Annotated in this window: 20 protein-coding genes and 1 tRNA gene; 16 read left to right on the top strand and 5 right to left on the bottom strand. The window is 51.4% G+C overall.

Annotated features, from left to right (window positions below; translation table 11 throughout):
* Positions 1-13 precede the first annotated feature (13 nt).
* On the bottom strand, positions 14-2,629 hold the full coding sequence (locus AB1L42_RS23105; RefSeq protein ID WP_367062331.1) for a M48 family metalloprotease: 2,616 nt from the start codon (positions 2,627-2,629) through the stop codon (positions 14-16).
* Positions 2,630-2,663: 34 nt separating this feature from the next.
* A complete protein-coding gene (locus tag AB1L42_RS23100; RefSeq protein ID WP_367062328.1) occupies positions 2,664-3,671 on the bottom strand; it encodes an ABC transporter ATP-binding protein in 1,008 nt (335 codons plus the stop codon).
* Between the two features lie 323 nt (positions 3,672-3,994).
* Here AB1L42_RS23100 and AB1L42_RS23095 point away from each other — a divergent pair, with 323 nt between their 5' ends.
* The 15 genes from AB1L42_RS23095 to AB1L42_RS23025 all read left to right on the top strand — a co-directional run bounded on the left by AB1L42_RS23095 (position 3,995) and on the right by AB1L42_RS23025 (position 18,185).
* Positions 3,995-4,312 (top strand): YkgJ family cysteine cluster protein, encoded by a 318-nt coding sequence (locus AB1L42_RS23095; RefSeq protein WP_367062325.1) that lies wholly within the window; start codon positions 3,995-3,997, stop codon positions 4,310-4,312.
* A gap of 193 nt (positions 4,313-4,505) precedes the next feature.
* Complete coding sequence (locus tag AB1L42_RS23090) at positions 4,506-6,353, top strand: divalent metal cation transporter (protein ID WP_367062322.1); 1,848 nt, start codon at positions 4,506-4,508, stop codon at positions 6,351-6,353.
* Positions 6,354-6,409: 56 nt separating this feature from the next.
* Positions 6,410-7,846 carry an MFS transporter gene (locus AB1L42_RS23085; protein WP_367062319.1) on the top strand — a complete coding sequence of 479 codons (1,437 nt, stop codon included), beginning with the start codon at positions 6,410-6,412 and terminating at the stop codon, positions 7,844-7,846.
* A 3-nt stretch (positions 7,847-7,849) separates the two neighbouring features.
* Positions 7,850-9,658, top strand: a complete 1,809-nt coding sequence (locus AB1L42_RS23080) for an NCS2 family permease (protein ID WP_367062316.1) — start codon at positions 7,850-7,852, stop codon at positions 9,656-9,658.
* A 290-nt stretch (positions 9,659-9,948) separates the two neighbouring features.
* Positions 9,949-10,395 carry a hypothetical protein gene (locus AB1L42_RS23075; RefSeq protein WP_367062313.1) on the top strand — a complete coding sequence of 149 codons (447 nt, stop codon included), beginning with the start codon at positions 9,949-9,951 and terminating at the stop codon, positions 10,393-10,395.
* Positions 10,396-10,680: 285 nt separating this feature from the next.
* Entirely contained in the window at positions 10,681-10,950 is a 270-nt protein-coding gene (locus tag AB1L42_RS23070; RefSeq protein ID WP_367062310.1) for a hypothetical protein, read from the top strand.
* Positions 10,951-11,120: 170 nt separating this feature from the next.
* A complete protein-coding gene (locus tag AB1L42_RS23065) occupies positions 11,121-11,348 on the top strand; it encodes a hypothetical protein (protein WP_367062307.1) in 228 nt (75 codons plus the stop codon).
* 113 nt (positions 11,349-11,461) lie between these two features.
* Positions 11,462-11,821: a hypothetical protein gene (locus AB1L42_RS23060; protein WP_367062304.1), complete on the top strand. Its 360-nt coding sequence runs from the start codon at positions 11,462-11,464 to the stop codon at positions 11,819-11,821.
* A 100-nt stretch (positions 11,822-11,921) separates the two neighbouring features.
* Positions 11,922-12,305, top strand: coding sequence for an HK97 gp10 family phage protein (locus AB1L42_RS23055; protein WP_367062301.1), 384 nt, complete (start codon positions 11,922-11,924; stop codon positions 12,303-12,305).
* A gap of 134 nt (positions 12,306-12,439) precedes the next feature.
* Positions 12,440-12,898, top strand: coding sequence for a hypothetical protein (locus tag AB1L42_RS23050; RefSeq protein WP_367062297.1), 459 nt, complete (start codon positions 12,440-12,442; stop codon positions 12,896-12,898).
* Positions 12,899-12,981: 83 nt separating this feature from the next.
* Positions 12,982-13,485 carry a hypothetical protein gene (locus tag AB1L42_RS23045; RefSeq protein WP_367062294.1) on the top strand — a complete coding sequence of 168 codons (504 nt, stop codon included), beginning with the start codon at positions 12,982-12,984 and terminating at the stop codon, positions 13,483-13,485.
* A 63-nt stretch (positions 13,486-13,548) separates the two neighbouring features.
* Positions 13,549-14,397, top strand: a complete 849-nt coding sequence (locus tag AB1L42_RS23040; RefSeq protein WP_367062291.1) for a hypothetical protein — start codon at positions 13,549-13,551, stop codon at positions 14,395-14,397.
* A 94-nt stretch (positions 14,398-14,491) separates the two neighbouring features.
* Positions 14,492-14,935 (top strand): hypothetical protein, encoded by a 444-nt coding sequence (locus AB1L42_RS23035; RefSeq protein WP_367062288.1) that lies wholly within the window; start codon positions 14,492-14,494, stop codon positions 14,933-14,935.
* A 107-nt stretch (positions 14,936-15,042) separates the two neighbouring features.
* Complete coding sequence (locus tag AB1L42_RS23030) at positions 15,043-16,935, top strand: hypothetical protein (RefSeq protein ID WP_367062285.1); 1,893 nt, start codon at positions 15,043-15,045, stop codon at positions 16,933-16,935.
* A 158-nt stretch (positions 16,936-17,093) separates the two neighbouring features.
* Complete coding sequence (locus AB1L42_RS23025; protein ID WP_367062282.1) at positions 17,094-18,185, top strand: hypothetical protein; 1,092 nt, start codon at positions 17,094-17,096, stop codon at positions 18,183-18,185.
* A 66-nt stretch (positions 18,186-18,251) separates the two neighbouring features.
* Here the strand turns inward: AB1L42_RS23025 and AB1L42_RS23020 are convergent, their stop codons facing one another.
* Complete coding sequence (locus AB1L42_RS23020; protein WP_367062279.1) at positions 18,252-20,186, bottom strand: UvrD-helicase domain-containing protein; 1,935 nt, start codon at positions 20,184-20,186, stop codon at positions 18,252-18,254.
* Between the two features lie 489 nt (positions 20,187-20,675).
* Between AB1L42_RS23020 and AB1L42_RS23015 the strand changes: the two genes are divergently transcribed.
* Positions 20,676-20,760: transfer RNA gene (locus tag AB1L42_RS23015), tRNA-Ser, on the top strand.
* A 361-nt stretch (positions 20,761-21,121) separates the two neighbouring features.
* On the opposite strand, the gene AB1L42_RS23010 is transcribed toward AB1L42_RS23015, so the two are convergent.
* Complete coding sequence (locus AB1L42_RS23010; RefSeq protein WP_367062276.1) at positions 21,122-21,562, bottom strand: hypothetical protein; 441 nt, start codon at positions 21,560-21,562, stop codon at positions 21,122-21,124.
* Between the two features lie 324 nt (positions 21,563-21,886).
* On the bottom strand, positions 21,887-22,167 hold a 281-nt coding region (locus tag AB1L42_RS23005; protein WP_367062273.1), incomplete at its 5' end, for a hypothetical protein.

Here is a 22,167-nt window from a genome sequence, read left to right as displayed (position 1 = left end):
ACAGGGATAAGTCTTACTCGGGTTCCTGCGAGTCGTCATACCAACTCGCGGAATCCGAGGTGAGGACTTCTCCCGATTCGTCTGTGGCATCGCCGGGGATTGAAGGTGCTTCTTCAACCTCTCTGGCGATTTTCTCGACGTGTCTCGTCTCCGCTGCGAGAAAAGAGTACGTCGCTGCATTGATCCGCTTTTTGGCTTCGATCAACGTTTCAGAGCCAAGGATTGGGTCGCCGAAGCGATATTCAAGTTCCGCTTTGAGCAGCGTCAGAAACGCATCTCCCGGGGCGAGTCGATCGGCCTGTTTCCATTTCTCCCGTGCGAGTTCCGGTTCACCTCGATCCATCGCAGCGGCGCAGTCGAGAGCGAAGACCGACGGAGAGTCGGGCATGAGTTTCTCAATCTCTCGTGAGCATTCGTCGACCAACTCAACCTTGCCCTGAAGGCGATAACACCTCGCGGCAATCGCTTTAGTTGAGACGTCTTTCCGCAGGTCGTCAAGAACTTCATCAAGGAGTTCCAATGCTCGGTCGAATTCTCCGCGATCGAGATACATCATCGATTGCGTGACCCAAGGATGCTTGAATTTCGGAAATTCGGCCCGCAAAGCTGTCATCTTCGAAATGGCTTCGTCTTTCTTCCCGGACATCCAGAGAGCGAGGATGAGATCGTGCCTGAGCGCAGCATCTTCGCGAATCGCTTTCGCCGATTTTTCCCCCAAAGCGATGGCGTCGTCCCAGCGACGTTGGTGCATGGCCAGACGGATCTTCGATGCTTTGGAGTGTTTGCCTTTCCAGGCTGACAGGAGCAGATATGCGAAGAAGACGACTGTGACCCACAGGATCAGGCTGGGGCCGATACTGAATTCGTCCACTGAATCTTGAAGGAACATGAGGCCGACGAGTCCGAAAACGCAAAACAGAATGAGGCGTACTGTCCATGGCTGTCGTTTCCATCCTGTGCCGTTTTGTCTGCGATGATGCTCCGCTTTGACGTCCTTTCGGAGTGCAAAATTGAGTGTCATGATCGGTGTGAGCACGACTGCGAGCAAAACAATCGCGCGCACGATGCTGCCGACACCGGTCAGTGGAAGCACTGTGATCGTCGCCATCACAGCGATCCAGCATGCGAAGGCAATCCGTGCTCCATTTCGCCGAAGTCTGGCAGTGCGTTCGGACCAGGAAACGGTTGGGTGTTCGTCGAGTTGCGATTCATCCGAGATCGCTTGCAGACGTTCCTCGTGCGAAGGGTGTGTGGCCATAGAATAAGCCAGGAAAGATGCCCAACCTGTGTTCCTCAGCATTGAGCCATGATGGATTTTGTCGAGTGCGGAAATGGAAGCTTCCGGACCGACGATTTCTGCTGCTCGGCGATCGCTATCGAATTCGAAGTAGCGACTGACGACGCGTCCCAGACCCATGTAGACAGCCATCATGAAAAGCATCGCAGAAAGAAATCCCCACCAGATCGATGAGATCACGGCGAGAGCCCAGCACAAGCAAACGGTTGCTGGATAATACCATAGCGAGCCGCTGGCGATGTGGCCGAGTTCGTGAGCGACAATTGCGTCTCTCTCTTCGCCCGACAAACGCATCAGGATCCCGTCGCTAATCGTGAGAGACGGTTTCGGCAATCCGCCAGCAAACCCTTGAAATGCAAGGTTTCCATTCGGAGATGGAATGAGGCGGGCGACCGGAGTGGCGATTTCCATTTCCTCGCTGATTAGCTTGAGTCTCTGCTGAAACTCTGCATCGTCGATGATGGGCATTGCCTCCGCGGAACCGACCCATCGAGTTGGGGGCAGTAAATACAACGACGACCACATAAAGGCCAAAATCGACGAGACGATCGTTGTTCCGAACACGCGTGCGTAATCGATATCACTTCCGAACTGCCAGAGAATGCCCACACCCGCGACGAATGGCAGGACCTGAAAAATTGCCAGTCCGAGTGCAGCGACGAGAAGTTGCTTCCACGTTCCCAGTCCTTCTTTTCGCTGCCGGTTTCCAATCCAGGTGTTGAGTCCGAAGGCGGCGGCAAACCACAGCAGACACGATCCGATCAGTGTGAGGCCGAACGACAATCGTTTTTCCATGAATTGCTCGAACGAGGTTTTCATGTTCTGGATGTTGAGCAGTGAAAATATCGTCGATTCGGGAAGCAATTGAATTGTCAGTGCCGAATCATTCTGAATGCGAACAACTTCTTCACGTGCCTCATTGGCAAGGTCGAATTGGCCCCGGTTTTCGTAACACTTGGCCTGCTCCAACAGAAGCCAAACTTTGACCCCGGTTTCTTCTTCTTGCTTGAGGAGAATGTCAATCTCTTTCAGAGCGCGCAGATCGTCTCCACTTGAGGAGTAGAGAGTGACGAGGTAATAGCGCGTCGAAAGTTCGATGGAGTGATCGAGATCGGGCGTCGAGAGCAGTTTCTCGAGTTCAGAGATTGCTTTCTCAGGTTTCCCGTCTTCCTGCAACTGTGCGGCGCGGCTCAAGACTTCCCAAGCTGGGTCATCGAGATCAACGGCGAACAATCGAAGGGAGGTTGCCAGAATGAAAAAGAAGAAGACCGCGGTGGCGGCGAGTTGTCGGTGAAGGAGCACTCTGACCAGAAATGATAGGATTTTCATCATGAGTCTCGCTGTCACCACATCAGGGGATAAGATCTCAGGTTTGACTGACTCCGACCGGAGCATTTGAATCGGTCGCTGAAAAGACTTCCGCGATGACTTCTTCGAGCGGTCGGTCCTGGACACCGACATCCTCGATTCGATACTCCGTCAAGAGTGTCGAAAGAACTGTTGGGACACGCTGGCGGTCGACTTCAATTCGAACGCGCGGACCGTTCTGTTCGAGGACTGTTCCGAATCTTGCGAGGTCAGACGCGACCTGTCCCGCTGCAAACTGAAGTTGGATGACTTTGTGCTTGCTAAATTGATCGACAATGCCAGCCAGTGATCCGTCGTGTTTGATTTCTCCGTCATTGATGATGACTGCCCGTGAACAGAGGGCTTCCACATCTTTCATGTAATGACTGGTCAGAATGACTGTGATTTTCTGCTCGGCCTGATAGTAGCGCAAGAATTCCTGGACTTTGCGTTGCGAAACGACATCCAGCCCGATTGTTGGTTCGTCGAGCAGCAGCACTTCCGGGCTGTGAAGCAATGCTGCGATCAATTCCATTCGCATCCGCTCGCCGAGTGAGAGTTCCCGGACTGGTTGGCCAACGAGATCCTGAACTTCGAGGAGTTCGGTCAACTCGGAAAGTCGATTCTGAAAAGCGACAGGTTCTATGCGGTAGATTTCTTTATGGAGTTGAAAGGACTCTTGAGCAGGGAGATCCCACCAGAGCTGATTCTTCTGACCCATGACCAGAGAAAACCGCCGCCGGAATGTGTTTGCGCGTTCCCATGGAGTGAAGCCGAGGACCTGTGCATCGCCGGACGTGGGGACGATCAGTCCGGACAGCAACTTTAGAGTGGTCGTTTTTCCCGCTCCGTTCGGACCGAGAAACGCGATCATTTCTCCAGTTTCGATTTGGAAGCTGACGTCTCGAACGGCGCGAACGGTTTTGTATTCTCGCTGGAAGAGTCCACGGAGTGAGGCCAGGATTCCCTCGTGTTTTTGGTACACGCGGTAAGTCTTAGAAAGATTTTTTGCTTCAATGGCGAGCATGAGAGAGTGAGAACCATTCCGATCGTTCGAGTTGTTCCATGAAGATTAGTGACCATTCGAACAGACTGCCACTGCTTCGGCTTTCCGAAACATTGAAGACCCGACATTCGCCACAGCCTGTTCTCAGTCGAGAAGCGAGTTGAGAGAGCGAATGTGTCTTTTCGATTATGGTCGAGACGTTTTGAATCCTCATGGGGACTTTCTATTCTGGTCGAAAGTCATTGTTTCTGCGAGTCGATCGGGATTGGAGATTCCCAGACGAGCAATGTGCGATGATGGAAATAGAATGAGTAGGCTGTGGGAATCAGATCTGTCTTTTCGAAATGACCGAACTGCCGATTGTGGAAAATTGTGATGGCTGCGGAGCCTGCTGTTCTGTCGTGCCAGTTCCTCCGTTTGTCATGCAAAATGGAACACATGAAGCTGTGACGATCGGGGTTCCGGAGGAGCTGCTGCAGGAAGTTTTGGCAGTCTGGGATCTTCGGCTCTATCTTCCCCCAGATTTCTGCATGTGGTTTGATGTCGAACGAAAGGTTTGCCGCCACTACGAGTATCGCCCGCAAGCGTGTCGAAATTTCGAGTTGAACAGTCCGGCCTGTCATGCCACGCGTGAGATGATGCACATCGACGGCCCCAGCTAGGGATTCTCATCAGCAAAGCGGCAATTGTCCGTCGTTAATCCGTGTGCAGTTTCATCTTTTTCAGCGAGTCCGATTTCGCAATTGCTTGCGTCCAGTCGAAATGCCCGATACGTTGACCATCCGCCTTGTAGATCGGTGCATTTTGATCAATTGATCTACCCTCCTTCCTGTCTTTCAAGACGAGACACGATTCATGACGAATCCCGCTCCAGCTGATGGCTCTGATAGTAGTATCCCCCAGGTCGAAAAAGATCGGGCCATGATTAATGAGGCTCGATCCAGAGGGACTGGCCCACTGTTTTGGGCTTTCACGAAGCTTTCCGGACCTGGTTGGTTGCAGAGTGCGATCACGCTGGGGGGCGGCTCTCTCGGAGGAAGTTTGTATCTCGGTGTGCTGGCCGGATACAGCTTGATGTGGCTTCAACCGCTCGCGATGGCGCTCGGTATCATCATGCTGAGTGCGATTGGATACGTGGCGTTGTCCACGAAGGAAAAGCCTTTTCGATCCATCAATCGACACGTTAGTCCTGTCTTGGGATGGGGATGGATTCTCGCGACGGTGATGGCCAACTTCGTCTGGTGTATGCCGCAATACACGCTAGGAACGGCAGCCATCCAGCAGAATCTGATGCCTCAAGTTCTGGGGAAGGATGCGATTGACGCGAAGATTGCCGAAGGTGGAACGACCGATGCCAAAGAAATTGAAGTGATCACGAATCGTGAGAAGTTGTCCAACAATCTCTATTGTGCGACGTTTTTGTTTGTCAGCGCTTCGATTGTCGTTTTGTTTTACGGCTCAGGCGGTTGGGGGATTCGGCTGTTTGAGATTCTCCTGAAGTGTCTGGTCGGAGTGGTGGTCCTCAGCTTCTTCGGAGTGGTCATCAAGATGACGCTGGAAGGGCTACTCGACTGGGGAACAATCCTTTCTGGATTTGTTCCGAATGTCAAAATCCTTACCCAACCGAGTGCAGGTTTTGAGTCGATGCTCGCTGCAACGGGAGAGTTCCGCGAGTTCTGGACGAATCGAATCGTCAGCAATCAGCAACAAGTCATGATCACCGCCGCTGCAACCGCAGTCGGAATCAACATGACCTTCCTGCTACCTTATTCGATGCTTCAGCGCGGGTGGGATCACGATTTCCGGGGGCTGGCGATCTTCGATTTGAGCACTGGCCTTCTCATTCCGTTTATGCTGGCGACGGGTTGTGTTGTGATCGCATCGGCGAGTCAGTTTCATGCGAAACCTGAGAGTGGGCTGGTTGAACTGTATCGTCCAACTGAGAATGCTCCGGCGCCTGCGGCGAATCTTGTGGGAGGCTTCAATGATATTCTCGATCAGCGACTGGCTCAGGGGGAACATGCTGACGAGGTGAAAACTCTGCTCAAAGAACGCTCCGCAGAATCCACAAACGACGAACGAAAAGCCGAGATCAACGATCGGCTTGCCGAGCTTCGAGCTGAACTTCCGACGGCCGATCTTCAGATGGCTGCGTCGCTGGTCAATCGGGACGCGTTTAATCTCGCCAATTCTCTGGAAGGATTAGTTGGAGCGACGACAGCCCAGAAGGTCTTCGGGATCGGAGTGCTGGGCATGGCGATATCAACGATCATTATTCTGATGCTCATTAATGGGTTCGCGATTTGTGAGATTTTTGGTGTCGAACCGAAAGGCTGGACTTTCCGGTTTGGTGCTCTCGCCGCTGGCCTTGTTGGCTCGCTGGGACCATTTTTCTGGAGCAAAGCTGCCGTGTGGCTTGTCGTTCCAACTTCAATGTTTGGCATGGTTCTCCTGCCGATTGCCTATTGGACCTTCTTCTTCATGATGAACTCACGGAGTCTGCTTGGAGAAGATATTCCGAAAGGATTTGCCAGAATTCGGTGGAATGTCTTAATGCTCATTGCTGCTGGACTCGCAACCTTCGGCAGCCTTTATAGTATTTACTCAAGTAAGTACCCGACGATCGGATTCATCGCACTCGGTGGATTTGTTGCAGCCGCAGTCATGGGAACATTGATGAAGAAAGCGTCTCCCGCCGAATGACGTGTGGTTGAGGCGAAAGATCTCTGATTGCGGAATCCAGCCAGAAATTGACATCTATGAACAGCTTCAACTTCGTCCGTCTCTCGATCATGATGTTTCTCCAGTTTTTCGTCTGGGGAGCGTGGTATGTGACGGCTCCAAACTATCTGGGAACGATCGGATTTGATTCCAGCGCTTTTGGATGGACCTATTCCGTCGGACCGATCGCGGGAATTATTACTCCACTGCTCGTCGGAATGGTGGCGGACAGGTTCTTCTCTGCTCAGAAAGTGCTGGGGGTGATGCATCTCGCCGGTGCAGCACTCATGTATTTCGCGACGACGCAGATGATCGTGGAAGATCCCTCACCCGGGATCATTAACTTCCTCTTCTTCGGTCACATGCTCGCTTACTATCCAACGCTTGCGTTGTCCAACACTGTTGCGATGCGGAACATGACCGATCCTGAAAAGGAGTTTCCGTACATCCGTGTGTTCGGAACGATCGGATGGATTGCCGCAGGTTTTCTGTTGAGCGTCCAGGGTTGGGGAACTCAGATTCAGATGTTCTATCTGGCAGCGGGAGCGGCTGCGATTTTGGGAATCTTCAGTTTCCTTCTTCCAAACACACCACCAGAAACCAAGGGGGCTCCGACGCTTCGTGAGATCTTTGGCCTGGATGCACTCGTTCTGTTGAAAGATCGTAACTATCTGATCTTCGTGGTTTCATCGATGCTGATCTGTATCCCTCTCGCGTTCTACTACCAGATCGCGAGTCGGGTTGTGGAGATGGTCGATTTCAGCCAGTTCGGATTCATTCAGACGATCCAGAACATGATGCAGATGGGCGATGTGATCGGAGCGACAATGGCGCTTGGTCAGGTCTCCGAAATCTTCTTCATGCTCGTGATGCCGTTCTTCTTCGTTCGTCTGGGCGTCAAGTGGATGCTGGCATTCGGAATGTTGGCATGGGTCGCTCGCTATGCGTTGTTTGCATTGGGAGCACCGACCGAAGTTCACTGGATGATTCTGATCGGGATTGTCCTACACGGGATTTGCTACGACTTCTTCTTTGTCACCGGACAGATCTATACCGACCGAAAAGCTCCACAGCCGATCCGGGCTCAGGCTCAGGGATTGCTCGTGATGCTGACACTTGGGGTCGGAATGTTGATTGGTGCCCAAACGGCCGGGGTGATTGAAGGTCAGCACACGACGGAACAGTCTCAGAAGTTGAAAGAACTGGTCGTTGCCAAAGGGAATGAAATCCAGGCAGCGGAAGATCGAGAAGCTCCAGAGGATGAAATCGCAACTCTCCAAGGCGAGAAGGCAGCCCTGAGAAAGCAGGAACTGCAAGCGATCGAATGGAAACCGTTGTGGGCAAAGCCTGCGATTTTCGCAGCCGTGATTATGGTTCTGTTCATCTTGTTGTTCCACGACAAGGTCCGAACAGAAGAAGAGATCGCTGAGGGTAAGCTCGACGAATCAGCGTCACCAGAAACGAACCTTTCATAACACATGAAGTATTTCGTCAAACGCGATCTCGATGGTTTCTTCGGGCTGTTCGTTGATAACCTCGTCCAGCTGTTGATCATCATTTCGTTCTGCACCGCGCTTTGCGGGATGACCGGCGAAAAGAGTGCGCTGCTGTACCAATACATCCTTCCCGGTGCGGCAGTCAGCATTCTCCTTGGGAACGTATTTTACGCTTGGCAAGCTCACCGACTGGCCATGAAGACTGGTCGAGACGATGTGACGGCGTTGCCGTATGGAATTAATACACCGTCATTGATTGTCTTTGTCTTCTTCGTCATCAAACCGGTGTATGATGAAACTGGTGATGCGACGCTGGCATGGAAGATGGGTTTGATCGCCTGCCTGGGAAGCGGAGTGATCGAGCTTTTGGGAGCATTCGTCGCTGGGACGCTGAGAAAATGCACTCCACGGGCTGCACTACTATCGACGTTGGCCGGAATTGCAATCGGGTTCATCTCGATGACGTTTGCCCTTCAGATTTTCAACAAACCGTTCGTGGCCATGCTTCCACTGGCAATTGTCTTGATCGGCTTGTTTTCTCAGATTCGTCTTCCACTTGGTCTGCCGAGCGGCTTTCTTGCGGTGCTTATAGGAACGGCATCGGCGTGGCTGCTGACTGTTGTGAAGGGATCCGTAAATGGACTTCCGGAGTGGGTGACTTATGGGGCAGGTAATCTGGAACTGGCACGAAGTGCATATCAACAAGTTGGTTGGGTAGTGCCCGTCTGGGGCTGGGAACAAATTCGCCCGATCCTAATGGACTACTCTCAATGGCTGCCGTTTCTTTCTGTGATTGTTCCGATGGGGCTCTTCAATGTCATCGGAAGTCTTCAGAATATTGAGTCTGCAGAAGCAGCGGGGGACTCGTATCCAACTGCGCCGAGTATGGTGGCGAATGGGGTGGGAACCATCATTGCAGCTCTGTTTGGGAGTTGCTTTCCCACAACCATCTATATTGGTCACCCAGGCTGGAAAGAACTGGGGGCGAGGGCGGGCTATTCAACCCTGAACGGGGTTGTAATCGTCGCGTTTTGCCTGAGTGGACTAGTTGGTCTTTGCGCAGCCATTGTGCCCTTGGAAGCTGGTGCGGCGATCGTCTTGTGGATTGGAATTATTATCACCGCTCAAGCTTTTCGCGCTGTCCCTGAAAATCATGCTCCAGCAGTTGCTGTGGGGCTCTTTCCAGCCATCGCTGCGTGGGGAGCGACGGTGATGCTGGGAACCGTTCTCGTGTCGAATGGTCGTTCGCTTGCAGAGATTATCAATCCTCCCGTTCCTTCGATCGTGGAGGAGGAAGCAGTTACAGAAAGCCCTGAAACTCCAGAAGAAAGCCTAGAAACAGATCTTGCTAGCGCAGGTGGGACGATTGAAGAAGTCGATCAACTTGTCGATGAAGTCACTGTTGATGTTCCGGTGAAGACAGTGATTGATGTTGGTCACCCAAGCGCTGAAGTGAACGGTTTTCTTGTTCATGGACTGTTGCTGATGGAGCGAGGATACATCTTCACCTGTATGATTTTGTCAGCGACGTGTGCTTGCCTGATCGATCGAAAGTTTGTCGCAGCTGGGATGTGGATGTTGGCTGCTTCGGTGTTGACTTGGCTCGGAGCGATGCATGCTTATCAAGTGCATCATGGAATGGCATTCGATTTTCTCTTCCGGTTCGTTGCCCCGATTGATGGGGCGAGCATTTATCGGGCGAATGATATCGCGATTGGTTATCTGGCCTGTGGGATTCTGTTTCTAGCACTCTCTTCGTGGTTGAAACGACAGCCAACGCAGTCGCACTGATCGGTTAAGTTGCGGGAACTGATTTCAGTCAGTGGCAATTCTTCATCGCTTCCCGAAGCGCTCATTCTCGGCAGGGGCACCGATTTCTGTGGTCGTTGGCGTCGAAGTTAGACTTTCGATTGAGAGCTGAACTTTTCGCTGCGCGCAACCGTGTCGGAAGGGGTAACTGGACGCCCTCCAATACTAAGAACGCACAGGTCATCATGAAGTTCAACGGACTGAATCTTGAGCATCAACCATTGCATTCTTTCACGCTTCAGCGTTTTCAACGACCTTCGTTGACATTGCAGATGAAGCCACTTCCACTCGGGTTTCAAAAGCAACTTCGCCAGCGGTCTATTTTTCCCCCAGTTCCTCCGTCCAGAATTCTGCGTGATTCATCGGGAAAACCGCTTCGTGACCAGAGTGGTCAGGCGTTGACACAATCCGATACCTCCGATCCCAAGTTCATTGAACTGTCGGAACTTTATCACCAGCGAGTGGCAGTCCTGGCGATTATTGAATCTTTGAAGGATGACCCAAATATTGAGTTCGAAGCAAAACTCAGCGAAGAGTCGCCGGAAGGATGGGCTCCATTCGCTGATGCGGTCTTCGACGAATTTGAGTCGGCGGGACTCACGACTGGGGATTTGGTTGCGATCTGTGATGAAGTCTGTCGTATCAGCAACCTTCTGAATCAGGATCTGATGCGAGAGCAGGCAAATTTTTCGGAGTCAATTGCGAACGGTTCCAGTTGAGCGAGTCGCTTCATCTACCGAGAAACGTGTATTTCTGGATTCTTCGCACGTGTGAACGGTTCTCGATGTCGGTCAACGAATACAATCAACTTCCGTATGAAGAGCAGGTGCAGTTGTTGGCATTTAATGCAGTGCGATCGATGGAAGAACAATCGCGTACTTAAACCGCTCTTAGTGTTTTCTCTAATTGCGTTCTATCGGAGTTCCTGAACTTCTACTGCGTGTCTCAGTGAGGGAATTATCACGAGACGTCACTCGAAACAAGATTTAACCGCGAGTCATACAATGTCTGACCTTTCCGATCTTAGTCAGGTTTCGGGAGACGAACTAAATCCCGTCCAGATTCGTGGCATTTTGAATCAAATCGATCTCGACATTACGAATCTCGTGCGAGACGGAAAGCTGGCCGCAATTAACTATGCGGTTGCGGGTGACAGTGGTGTCACCACAAACCGTGCAGCCAATCTTCAGGCTCTTCTGACAGCACGTCAATACTATCAATCTCTGCTGAACGATCTTCCAGCTTTTCAGGTCTCACAGGCCAGTTTGGATTAGTTTCCGGCTGAAATCACCAATGAGGATACTAGTTGGCGGAATGCCTTTCGATCTATCCGGGCAATTGAGATGTTCGTCTGAGAAGTGAGGGCAAGAGACTGTTGAATCGCCACAGCGAAGGTCAGGGCAACTTAGCTTCTGCCTGTTGAATTCAGCTGAAAGAACTACTGATGACAGATGAGACCCTTGACCGAATTATGGAATCTTTGTGTGCGATCAATGTTCATCTTGAGGGTTTGCGAGTCACGATGTCGGGATTGATTGAGGATCGTGCAGACCATGAATTGAGGTTAAGACGCGTTGAACGTTGGAAGCACCACTTGAGCCCTGTGCTCATTGCAGCGACGTTCTTGCTGGGAGTGATTTCAACTGAGCTTGTTGAGCGATTTCTTCTCTAGGCGTTTCTCATCGTTTGTGAGTGGCCCATCCGCAATGATAGCTCTGACGCTTGACCGTGCTGGGGATTCAGAATGATCGCATTGGGTTTAGTATTCGAGAAGGCTGTCTTGACATGAACGAAATTCTGAACGCGGATTCGCAGCAAATCTTCCTCGACTGGAGTACTCCTGCCGTTTTACAGCAACGTCTTCAAGCGTTCGATCCCAACGATGGAAGTCTCGAAACATATCTCGAATCGGTTGCAATTCACGTCATTTCGGGACCGGACATTGTTCGTCGAGACGAAGTGACAGTGGGGGTGAAGAGGGCGACTTCTCGATCGTTTCTGGTTCGAAGTGATGAACTGCCTGAGGGGTGGAACCTATTAACTGCGGAGATCACGATTGAGGAGCGTAGCTATCGAATCGCTTCCGTCGATTCTTCCTTCGTGACAGGGACGGTGGTCTTGCAGTGTGAGTCGCGAACTGTCTGAGGCAATGGCCTTTGCCTGTGAATTTTGTTGCTAGACAGGCTTCGCATGCTCTTGTCGCGTCTCTTTAATTTCGTGCCAGCTTCAGGTAGATGGGGGATCGATGAAGATCGAAATTCAACAAGGTCGGTCGCTGCGTGAATCTCTCCGGAGGCTGAAGGATGAACGCACTTCCGTCGCTAGAAGAGAATTCGTTGAACGGCTGGCCTCTGCGGTCATTCAGGAAACAAAGTCGACAAATCCGGTCAGGACTGGAAGAAGCAGGGCTGGTTGGGTTGCACCTGGCCCTGCTGGGGAAGATGGAGGAAGTGAGGGCTCATTCACTGTGAGTCACACATCACAGGCGACAGAAGTTTCAATGACCAACTCTGTGCCGTATGTGGTTTTTCTGGAATACGGGACTTCAAAGACAGCTCCAGTTGCGATGGTTCGCAAGTCACTTTCTAGAGTCGCAGGCCGCATTGCCTCTCTTTTCGAACTGCGCTAGCTGGAAACACGTGAAACCGTTTGCGAGCCGGGTAAAACATGTGTTTGAGATATGGCTTAATACATTTGCGTTATTGATGACATCTGTGGCTGCGCTGATTCGATAGTTAAATTGGTCTAAGTACGGAACGGTTCATGGATTTCATCGAGATTGTATCCGGGCTTCAACGTTTCTGGTCGTTGAATGGTCCAGCTGACGTTGCGACTGTATTTCCCGGGGCGATCAAGGACGTCTCTGCAGAGAAAATGTGGCTTGAGTTTTGGGTGACACGGATTAATGAGCCACTGCAACGATGGTCCAGTCCACGTTCGTTTGAGTGTTCGATTGATGTCCATCTTTTCTCGGAATCGGAAGATCCACGAGCTGTTTATGTGCTAGCAGATGTTGCCGGGGAGACACTCGGTTCAAAAGTGGTGAATATCAATTCTCTGGATGATGATCAGCAGATTGGCACTCTGCGGATGAAAGAACCGAACTTAATGGACTTAACTCGCGCGGAGTCAGTTGGGCAATCGCATTCCTCTCAACATCTTTTACTGTCAATCGCCGCAGTCGCTTTGGACAGCGGCACGCCTCAGTCAATCGACGAGTGAATAAAAGGTGCTGACTGTTCTGAACATCTCTTTACTGGATGTGTTATCTCTGTTTTGAGTTCTTTGTTTAATTGGAGGTCGACATGGCAATTTCTAATATCACACGTAACCTCCGCGATGGCGAATTGACTATTCGCGACGATGGTGCTGCCGGGGCGATTACGGTCTTGCTGGACGAAGGAGATCTCACCTGGACTGAACGTCGAAATACAATCGAGATTAAGGATCGCGGTTCTATCGCTGGAGGCCACACCCGTAATGGTGACGATGAATCTGTCACATTGAGTTTCACGGCAAAGTGGACACAGCTTGTGGGGTACTCAGTGGCATCCGTGGATCCTCGTCAGCTTTATGAATTTCTGACATTTCAGCCGGGAGCTGGTGTGGAGAGCACTTCTCCGCAGGGAGAACAGCAGACTTTGACATTCGAGTTTAATGTGATTGATCCCGCCGGGGAGGCGAGCGAGCGAGTCACGTTTCACAAGGTCTACCGAGAAACGTTGACGATGTCGGAGGGGGAGCAGGCGAACCTCATCTCTTTTAATGGACGCGCCTTTCAGACATCTCCGCTGATCGAGCGACTTTAGCAATCGTCGAGAGCGGTTGATTTCGCGGTTACAGTATTGACCTCCGCCTTTTGAGGAATTGTCGTGTCGTTCAGTGAGTCGTTGACGGTTCGTATTCTTGGTGACAGTTCTGAGTTGCAGCGGGAACTGGAACAAGTCCTTCGAAATTTGGATGAGCTTCAAGAACGACTAACAGAGTCCGGAGGGGCTGCTCGCAATCTCTCCCAAGCGTTTTCGCGCCTGTCGGGAGCAGTCAGTCCGCTCAAACAGATTGGCAGTTTGCTGGGAGAGGTTCGTCAACAACTTCGCTCAATCGGTCAAACTCCGGTCACTCTGAACGTCTCGCCAGCTCTTCAAGCGTTGCAGCAGTTGTCGATGGCAGCCATGCAGGCAGCAACACAGATACAGCTGATTCCATCGATTCCAGTTGGAGAAGGCTCCGGAATGGTTCAACCTTCGACTCCTGCAGTCGTTCCTCCCCATCATCCTGTAGGACCGCGACAGCGATACTCTCGCGGAGGACTCGTGGTGGGACCGACTGGGACCGATCGAGTTCCAACCCAGCTCAGCGCGGGTGAGTTCGTTCTGCGTCGTGAAATTGTTGCGAGTCTGGGAGTTGGGTTTCTCGAACGGTTGAATTCTTCGAGAAATCTGAATGGGTCTCAACAATCGCTGGGAGGTTCGATTCGCCCTCAATTCGAGCCTCAATCGGTCTTGGGAATGCCATCGCGAGTCCTTTCTCCGGAACAGGCAGCCACTCCGAAGCAGTTCGCGAGAGCAGGGCAGTTGGCGAGTTTCGAGCAGCGAGCTTCGCATTCAATCGCGAATCACTTCGGCGGAATCACGATTCAAGTGCGAGATCGTATGGACACCGAGAGTCTGATGAGATCGCTGAGAGATCAGGGACTGGAACAACTGAATCGTCGGGGCTAGAGCCCTTGTGTTTGTTCCTCAAGGTCGGATTGGAATCAACGATGAAGATGATTCTCCATTATTCTGATGTTCATCAATTGGGTTGAGGTGTGTTGTGTTCACGTTTTTTCCTGCGGTCTATCGCTCCGGAACACTGACCGAACTGCCACGGCCAGTGGTGACCTTTCGCATTTCAGATTCGTGGGACTACCAAAAGCTGAAAGTACCGCTCCAAGATGGAGAGCATGTACAGGGACATTCCCGAGATGGGACGAACATTATCATTGAAGGGCAGATCGGAATGCATTCCGGCCAGCCGCGCTTGTCTGAATCGGACATGCTCACCAGCCTCGATGAAACTCGAAACGTCCTCGACGTGAACGCGGAGACGGGACTGTTTCGGTTTGTCTTGTTCCGGGATCAATCGAGTGGGACATACCGTTATTTCGAAGACTGTTCCACGACACGATTCGAGTTTGATCTATCGAATCATTCTCTCTACGCGTATTCGATTTCGATCTATGCCGCGAACCCGCGTCTCCATGAAAATCTCTTGTAATCGTTTTTTCTGACGCTGTCACTTAGAAGTTAATTTTCGCGAGCGGTCTTCGTAGACCAGCGACGGAGTGTTTACGCTCAGGCATCAGTTAAGGGAAGTTGCAGAACATGGCATTTGAACGGAGAGTTCTGCATCACGGACCGTCTCCGGATGGGACTCCAGTCTTGCTTTCCTGGAAAACAATCAGGGACTGCTGGTTCCATCTGCATCGGCAGGGAGGATGCGGCAGCGGAAATGTGACGCTCGCGGAGCAATTTCAAAACCGGACACAAGTTGATATCGGTGACTGGATCAGCATCGAAGGCTCGGCTGGCGACCGGTGGTATCTGGGCCGTGTCGAAGAGCGTATGACTTCTCACACGGGGGAGGTTCGGTTGCGTCTGGAGGGGATGTCGATCGAACTGAATGAGATTTTTCCCGGCGGATTCGGTGCCTCAGCGGACGGGCAGGCACCACATCGGTATGCTCGGACTGATCAGTTTACGCACGATCCAGATCGCAGCATCGAGACCTTTGATTCAATTTCCGATGTGTCAGAAATGTTGTCGATTCTGCTCGATCAGTATCTTTCGACGAGTTCGCACATTGCGGTTGATCCATCGAAAATTGAAACGCCGGTTTTGTCGGCTCCTGTCGAATCGATCAAATTTCGGGGAGAGGAATCAGTTCGGAGCATCTTGAAAGATCTTGCGGTGCGAGCCCAGTCTGCATCGTGGGGCGTCGATGAAACGGGAACTTTTTTCTTCATGCAGAATCGACTTGAGTCGCTCGCAACATTTGAGATTGGGAAAAATTTGACGTCATTTCGCGAACAGCGAGATCGAGAATTGTTGTTCAATCGTCTGCTACTCACCGGCGACTACGTTTACGATCGACGAGAACGCTCCGACATGATCGCCCGAAGATCGTTTCGGTGGCGTGGAAATTTTCTGGAACCGATCAGTCAGGGTCAGCATGGAGAGCGTCGTCTCAGACTCTGGATTCCCTGGATTCGCTCGCAGCGTGATGCTGTGGCGTTTGCCAGAGAATTCTTTCGAACATATTCGCAGCCACTCAATCGATACATCATTGAAACGACTCCGCAGAATGCGATTTTCAAACCGTGGCTCGGGCAATTCAGACTTTGTGATCAGTCAGGGCAGGAGTTGTTGACGGCGCATGCGGAGTCAGTTCGAGTTCAGTTTGACCAGGCACCGACTTTGCGTCTCGAACTGGGACCACTGGATCCCAGAGAACTGTGGCCGGAACCTCCACATGATGAACGGTGGGAGATCCCTGAGAATGTGCCTTCTGCGGGCGGTGAAGTCAGCCTGCCGACCTCTCTTCCTTCGGACGGAGGATCGAATGGAGGATCGAATGGAGGAGGTGGCGGTGGGGGAGGTGGCAGTTCAGAGTCGTCGAGCGGTTCAGATTCGGGCACACTTGGTTCACAGTCAAGCAGTTCCGGGCAGGAGGTGACCGGAACTGCGACTGACTCGTCATTCTCGGAACTATTATCTTCGCTACTGTCACACGGTTCCTCCGGTATTGTTGGTTCAACGAGTTCCGCTTTGACATCTGAATTCGATGCCAGTGACTTTTCCAGTGGCAGTTCTGAATTGCACTCAACAGATTCCCTGTTTGACAGTTCGACATCGTTTGTGACATCGTCTCCGAACCATTCCGGTTCTGCTCCTTCCAGCGCAGCTTCGATTCCAAACTCCACTGGGAGTTCGAGGTTCTCTCAAAGTTCGAATCTGTCAGGCGGCTCGAATCTGTCAGGCGGCTCGAATCTGTCAGGCGGCTCGAATCTGTCAGGCGGCTCGAATCTGTCAGGCGGCTCGAATCTGTCAGGCGGCTCGAATCTGTCAGGCGGTTCGAATCTGTCAGGCGGTTCGAATCTGTCAGGCGGTTCGAATCTGTCGGACGGATCAAATCTGTCAGACGGCTCAAATTCTTCAGAGGAGGTAATTCCTCCCGTGAGTTCGAATCTTTCCCAGAGTTCACACTCGATGTCTTAAGACGCTGCCGTAATCTGTTTTTGGATGCGACCAAATTTGGGGAGTGGGCGTAACACTCTTCCAACGGTTTTTAATGCAACCGACGTTTACGTCTGCATCATTCGTTATGTGCAAAATGTTGAGCTGTGTCGAATTTTAATTACGGAAAGTATCGGGACATGTTTTACCGCCTGACAACCGATGGAAGAAAACAGAGCGTCGATCTTCGCTCATTCTATGCTGGGCCGATGAGTGGTGTTTGTTGGGTGGTGGGAGGCGGACCCTCGTTGCGCGAAGAGTCGATTGAACTCGTCAATGACTCACCAGCTCCGGTTTTTTCCATGAATCTGGCTGGCAGCGGTTTGATTCGACCGGACTTCTGGACGAGTTACGATCCGACAGCAAGATTTCACCGCTCGATTTATCTTGATGCGTCGGTCACGAAGTTCGTTCACCGATCTCGAGCTATGGATCTCATTCCTGAAACAACATTCAAAGTCTGTGATGCGCCCGCCACTCTGTTTGTTGACAAAAGCCAGGAACCTGGATTTACAGACTTCCCGACCACAACGACTACGGTCGATGGTGATGTTGCTGATTGGCAGGACTCTCTCATCCAGTTGATTGATATCGCATATCAACTCGGATTTCGGAAGCTGTTTCTCGTTGGTTGTGAAATGTTGATTGCGCCGGACGCCGCGCTTTTGAAACTCGGTGATGACTACGGCATCGCTTATCAAGAAAAGGAACTGCTCGGTGACTTTGTAAAGCGCTGTCGGGAGGCCGGTGCAACAGAAGCGGAGCTTGATGATCTGACGGTGACTGATCAGTATCATTTCGACGAAGCTAAACCGCTTCGAGCGGCTATTCAGACCGACTTTCATTATTTTCGCGTTGCTCAGTATCTTCGTCTCTCACGTCGCGCAATGTCACTGGCTGGGCTCGAACTGATCAGTGTCACACCCGGTAGTCGACTGAATGACAGCTTCCCGACGATGACGGTCGATGCTGCGGTCGCTCACATTCACTCACAAGTTGGCAATCCCGCAGCTGAGCAAACCCGAGGTCGATATACCGACGACCGCTCCAGAACTCCCGCCCAGATCGGTCCGATGCGTGACTTTCGCCCGCACTTCTGGAAGCCATCTCCGCAAGAGGATCACGCCGGAGATGACAATCATCAGGTGAAAAGGAAGGGTGCGGGCGATCGGTTGCAAAATGCACTGCAGAATGTCCCAGAAGTGATCGTCGACTTAAATGAACATGCTTAGAGCTGGACGTGTACTGGACTATTTTTAAGTCCGGTTCAATCGTGTTTTAATACGAACTCTTTGAAGTTACTCGCTTTTCGCTCGCATTTCGAACAAGAATCGTGACGGCAGAGATGGTCGCGGCTTACCCCATTTTCGCCGACTGGCAGCCCGCGTCAGCGTCAATGTCTCCTGAGCCCGAGTAACACCAACGTAAGCCAGGCGACGTTCCTCGGCGATTTCTGCTTCTGTGCCGTCGATTGTTCTTTTATGTGGAAGAAGTCCTTCTTCCATTCCCACCATATAGACTCGTGGGAATTCCAGCCCTTTCGCGCTGTGCAAGGTCATCAGTTTGACGGCATCCACGTTCGCCATCGCTTCTTTATCTGGTTCTTCGTCGCGACGCTCGAGGGCAATACTATCGAGGTAATCTTCCAAAGTTGGAGAAGACGAGCGGGAGACATATTCAGCGATCGAGTTAATGTACTCTTCGAGAACCGCCTTGCGGGTGACTTGCTGTTGTTCATCTTTGTATTGACGTTCGATTTCGGACTCGTAACGAATCTCGTTCATCAGCTTCTGAGTCAGAGAATCTAACTCTCGCGGCGAGTTCTGGAATGCGGATCGCCATGACTTAAACTGAGAGTGAAGCCTGATGACAGCTTCGCCTGTCTTGATGGGGATTTCACCTTCGTTGACGCAATGCGTTGCTGCGTCCCAAATCGGAACACCCTGGCGAACGGCCCGGCTCATCATCTTTTCGAGTGAGCCTGTTCCAATTCCTCTGGCGGGCGTGTTAATAATTCTAAGAAGAGATTGCTCATCGTCTTCACGAGCGATCACTTTCAGATAGCTGAGCAGATCGCGAATCTCTTTGCGGTCATAAAAAGACTGACTTCCCATCAAAACATAGGGGATCTGACGTCGACGCAATTCGGATTCGAAGATCCTTGGCTGTTCATTCGTGCGAAAGAGGATCGCGAAATCTTTGAGAGGAATTCGCCGACTCTCGTGCAGATGACGAATTTCGTGGACCACCCGCTCCGCTTCGGATTGTTCATCTGGCAAGTCGAGAAAGCGGACTTCCTCGCGAGCGGTTTTATTCGCTCGCAGAACCTTTTGATGTCGTTCCCGATTGTGTTTGACGAGACGATTGGCGAGATCGAGAATGCGATCGGTGCAGCGATAATTCTCTTCCAGTCGAATTACCTTCGCCCCTTCGAAGTACTGTGAAAAACCGAGAATGTGTTTCAGTTCCGCACCTCGCCAGCCGTAAATCGACTGATCATCGTCGCCAACCACAAGCAGGTTGTTGTGATTTCTAACGAGTGCTTCGACGATTCGAAACTGAATTCCGTTTGTATCTTGATACTCATCGATCTGAACGTGAGAAAAACGCTTCTGATGTTTGTCCAGAACCTCCGGATGAGATTGGAACAATTTAACGGTGAGTAACAACAAGTCATCAAAATCAACGGAACCCTGAGCTTTTAGATTCTGTTGATAGCGGCGATAGGCAAGGCTGCCCAGATATTCCTGGTCATCCTCGACCACTTCTCCAGCTCGCTCCGGCGAGATCCCGATCGTCTTCCAGCGACTGATGATCGACAACAAATCTCCCGGTCGCAAAGACTTTTCAGTGACACGAATATCACGAAGAACTTTGCGGGCCATCGACTCTTGATCCCCGCGATCGAGAATCGAAAACTTCGCAGGATATCCGAGTGCTTCAATGTCGGATCGCAAAATGTCAACGCACAGCGAATGGAATGTCGAGATCCAGGGGCGCACTTTGCTTTGGCCCAGCAACGGCTTTGTTCGCTGCAACATCTCCTTCGCAGCTTTGTTCGTGAAGGTCACAGACAGAATTCTCTCGGGAGCGACACCAGATCGAATCAATTGAGCGATCCGATAGGTAATGACACGCGTCTTACCAGTCCCAGCCCCTGCCAGCACCAGAACCGGCCCTTGGAGGGTTTTGACTGCATCGAGTTGTGATGGGTTGAGGTGCGAAAGGTCCATCTTTTGTGTCTGCCACCATATTTGTCCACAATCGCAGAGCAGTGAGAATTCGTTCCGCACCGCTGGCCGTTCCAGATTCTCACGACCCTCCGCTGACAGAATGTCAGGACGGGAGCGAAGCAGCAATCATCGTTGATGTGGAACGGTCAAATCGAGAGTGTAGCGTTTCATTCATGCGTTCTGAGGAAGCGGCACAAGCTAGCAAATCGCCGCAACAGGCTCCATCAGATCGAGTCATCATTTCTCAGATTTCGCGAGCACCCAGCCGGAAACAGAGAAAACGAAATGACTTCCGAAGATCCAAACACGCTGCAAAATTTTGACGATCACGAAGAGTTCCGATGTTTGGATGACAGCAAGGTTTTGTTGAAAAATCCAATCCAATCGCCCCCTTTCAACCGGGAGAACTGGTCACGACTCCTCAATTTCAGTGTGATGGCCGATCAGGGATTTGACACCATCCCGCGCGGGCGATATGTTCGTGGCCCCGGAGAGGTGACAGAGTGGCCGATTGTGCTGGTCTCGAAAACCAGTGTCCTGCAAGGGACCGGGGGTTCGAATCCCCCCCTCTCCGCTTCGCTCACTTCTTGACAGAGCTTCGCGTTGTCTTCTTAGAAGTGGCACGCTTCAAACAGCCTCTGGCTGGCTGCTCAAAGGGAACCCGCCATTCTCTCGGAGTTCTCCGTCCCGCCTACTCGAAGTGGTGTTCGACGTACACACAGGGGGGCAGCAGTCTCAAAAGCCCTCGCCGCTGAATGCGTGCTCCGGCCACCCGCAAACCGGATGCGTCGCGACAACGAGACTTGGCAGGTAGCGTAAAAAAGAACAACATCTCAGTGCCAACGTGCCCATTGGCTCTTCACCGCTGGATACGGTCGCTTCAAACACCAGTTCCTCTCCGCCATTCAGGGTGACATCCAGTGATGGAGGATGGACTACTTTTCTTCTTGTTTGTGTCTATTGCATAAAAGAAGTCTCATCACTCGTTCTCGAACGGAGAAGGAGGATTTCGTTCTGTTTTCTAGAAGAATCGTAAGTACATAATCGAGAAAAAATTCAAGCTCCCCGACATTTCTCTGGATACAGTTCGCCAGCAAACACATTGCCGCGATGGATCGAATAAACTCGTCGTTGGAGCATTCAGACACGCTGTAAGTCGCTAAAGCTGATTCGCATGCAAAGTTGATATCGAACCATTTCGCATTCATGCTTCCTTGCAAGGCATTCTTGAGTTCTACTGCAGTAAGTTCTTCTCCATCGACACCAAAATCATCGATGAGACTCTTCAAGATTTTCTCAAGGTTGAATTGACCTCCATTTAGTTCACGGTATATGTCAACGATGATATCAATCGCTTGATTCGGCGATCGTTCCATGAGCAGATTCTTTCTCAAAAGAGACGCAGAAGCCTGGTATGCTTCAATACTAAATCGAGGTAAATCTGTCACACATAGGTACATCCCTGATCACATTATTGTGGGGGTGCCATGCTCTCGCTTGCGTGGGCATGCCTTTTATTGTGGCGGACGTCTCAATCAGATGGTTTCCACACATGGTATGAAAGCCGGGTGCGTCGGTATCCACTCTTCGATCGCAATGAGCAACTGCTGTGGATTGTTCATCTTCTTGGTGACAGTCGAATGAGGATATGTGATCGTCGCTCGAAAATCAGCCGGTGGAACCGCCGCTAAATCACTCGCTCAACTGTGATCGAGGTATTGGTCTCCACTCAATGGCAATGGTTCACCTTCCCAACTAGGTAGCGGCGTGGACGGACGGACGATCATTTCAGGGAATTTTGGCACCATGCCACCGGACCACGGATTCTCTTCGTTCACAATTGGAAAGTGGGGGTTCGCATACCAAAACCAGCCCACTGTACTCGAACGAAACCTAAGCGCTTCGAAAGAAAGCCATCGCAACCATTCTGCACAACGATTGCTCACATTACTTTCATTTAAGTTTTCAACTAGATCTTCTC

This window comes from Thalassoglobus sp. JC818, from assembly GCF_040717535.1.
Classification (GTDB): domain Bacteria; phylum Planctomycetota; class Planctomycetia; order Planctomycetales; family Planctomycetaceae; genus Thalassoglobus.
The sequence above is the reverse complement of the archived record's forward strand: the minus strand, read 5'-3'. Positions and strand labels throughout refer to the sequence as shown.

Excerpts from the sequence above, each read along its gene's own strand:
- AB1L42_RS23105 (WP_367062331.1), bottom strand. The coding sequence starts at position 2,629 with ATGATGAAAATCCTATCATTTCTGGTCAGAGTGCTCCTTCACCGACAA.
- AB1L42_RS23100 (WP_367062328.1), bottom strand. The coding sequence starts at position 3,671 with ATGCTCGCCATTGAAGCAAAAAATCTTTCTAAGACTTACCGCGTGTAC.
- AB1L42_RS23095 (WP_367062325.1), top strand. The coding sequence starts at position 3,995 with ATGACCGAACTGCCGATTGTGGAAAATTGTGATGGCTGCGGAGCCTGC.
- AB1L42_RS23090 (WP_367062322.1), top strand. The coding sequence starts at position 4,506 with ATGACGAATCCCGCTCCAGCTGATGGCTCTGATAGTAGTATCCCCCAG.
- AB1L42_RS23085 (WP_367062319.1), top strand. The coding sequence starts at position 6,410 with ATGAACAGCTTCAACTTCGTCCGTCTCTCGATCATGATGTTTCTCCAG.
- AB1L42_RS23080 (WP_367062316.1), top strand. The coding sequence starts at position 7,850 with ATGAAGTATTTCGTCAAACGCGATCTCGATGGTTTCTTCGGGCTGTTC.
- AB1L42_RS23075 (WP_367062313.1), top strand. The coding sequence starts at position 9,949 with ATGAAGCCACTTCCACTCGGGTTTCAAAAGCAACTTCGCCAGCGGTCT.
- AB1L42_RS23070 (WP_367062310.1), top strand. The coding sequence starts at position 10,681 with ATGTCTGACCTTTCCGATCTTAGTCAGGTTTCGGGAGACGAACTAAAT.
- AB1L42_RS23065 (WP_367062307.1), top strand. The coding sequence starts at position 11,121 with ATGACAGATGAGACCCTTGACCGAATTATGGAATCTTTGTGTGCGATC.
- AB1L42_RS23060 (WP_367062304.1), top strand. The coding sequence starts at position 11,462 with ATGAACGAAATTCTGAACGCGGATTCGCAGCAAATCTTCCTCGACTGG.
- AB1L42_RS23055 (WP_367062301.1), top strand. The coding sequence starts at position 11,922 with ATGAAGATCGAAATTCAACAAGGTCGGTCGCTGCGTGAATCTCTCCGG.
- AB1L42_RS23050 (WP_367062297.1), top strand. The coding sequence starts at position 12,440 with ATGGATTTCATCGAGATTGTATCCGGGCTTCAACGTTTCTGGTCGTTG.
- AB1L42_RS23045 (WP_367062294.1), top strand. The coding sequence starts at position 12,982 with ATGGCAATTTCTAATATCACACGTAACCTCCGCGATGGCGAATTGACT.
- AB1L42_RS23030 (WP_367062285.1), top strand. The coding sequence starts at position 15,043 with ATGGCATTTGAACGGAGAGTTCTGCATCACGGACCGTCTCCGGATGGG.
- AB1L42_RS23025 (WP_367062282.1), top strand. The coding sequence starts at position 17,094 with ATGTTTTACCGCCTGACAACCGATGGAAGAAAACAGAGCGTCGATCTT.
- AB1L42_RS23020 (WP_367062279.1), bottom strand. The coding sequence starts at position 20,186 with ATGGACCTTTCGCACCTCAACCCATCACAACTCGATGCAGTCAAAACC.
- AB1L42_RS23010 (WP_367062276.1), bottom strand. The coding sequence starts at position 21,562 with ATGGAACGATCGCCGAATCAAGCGATTGATATCATCGTTGACATATAC.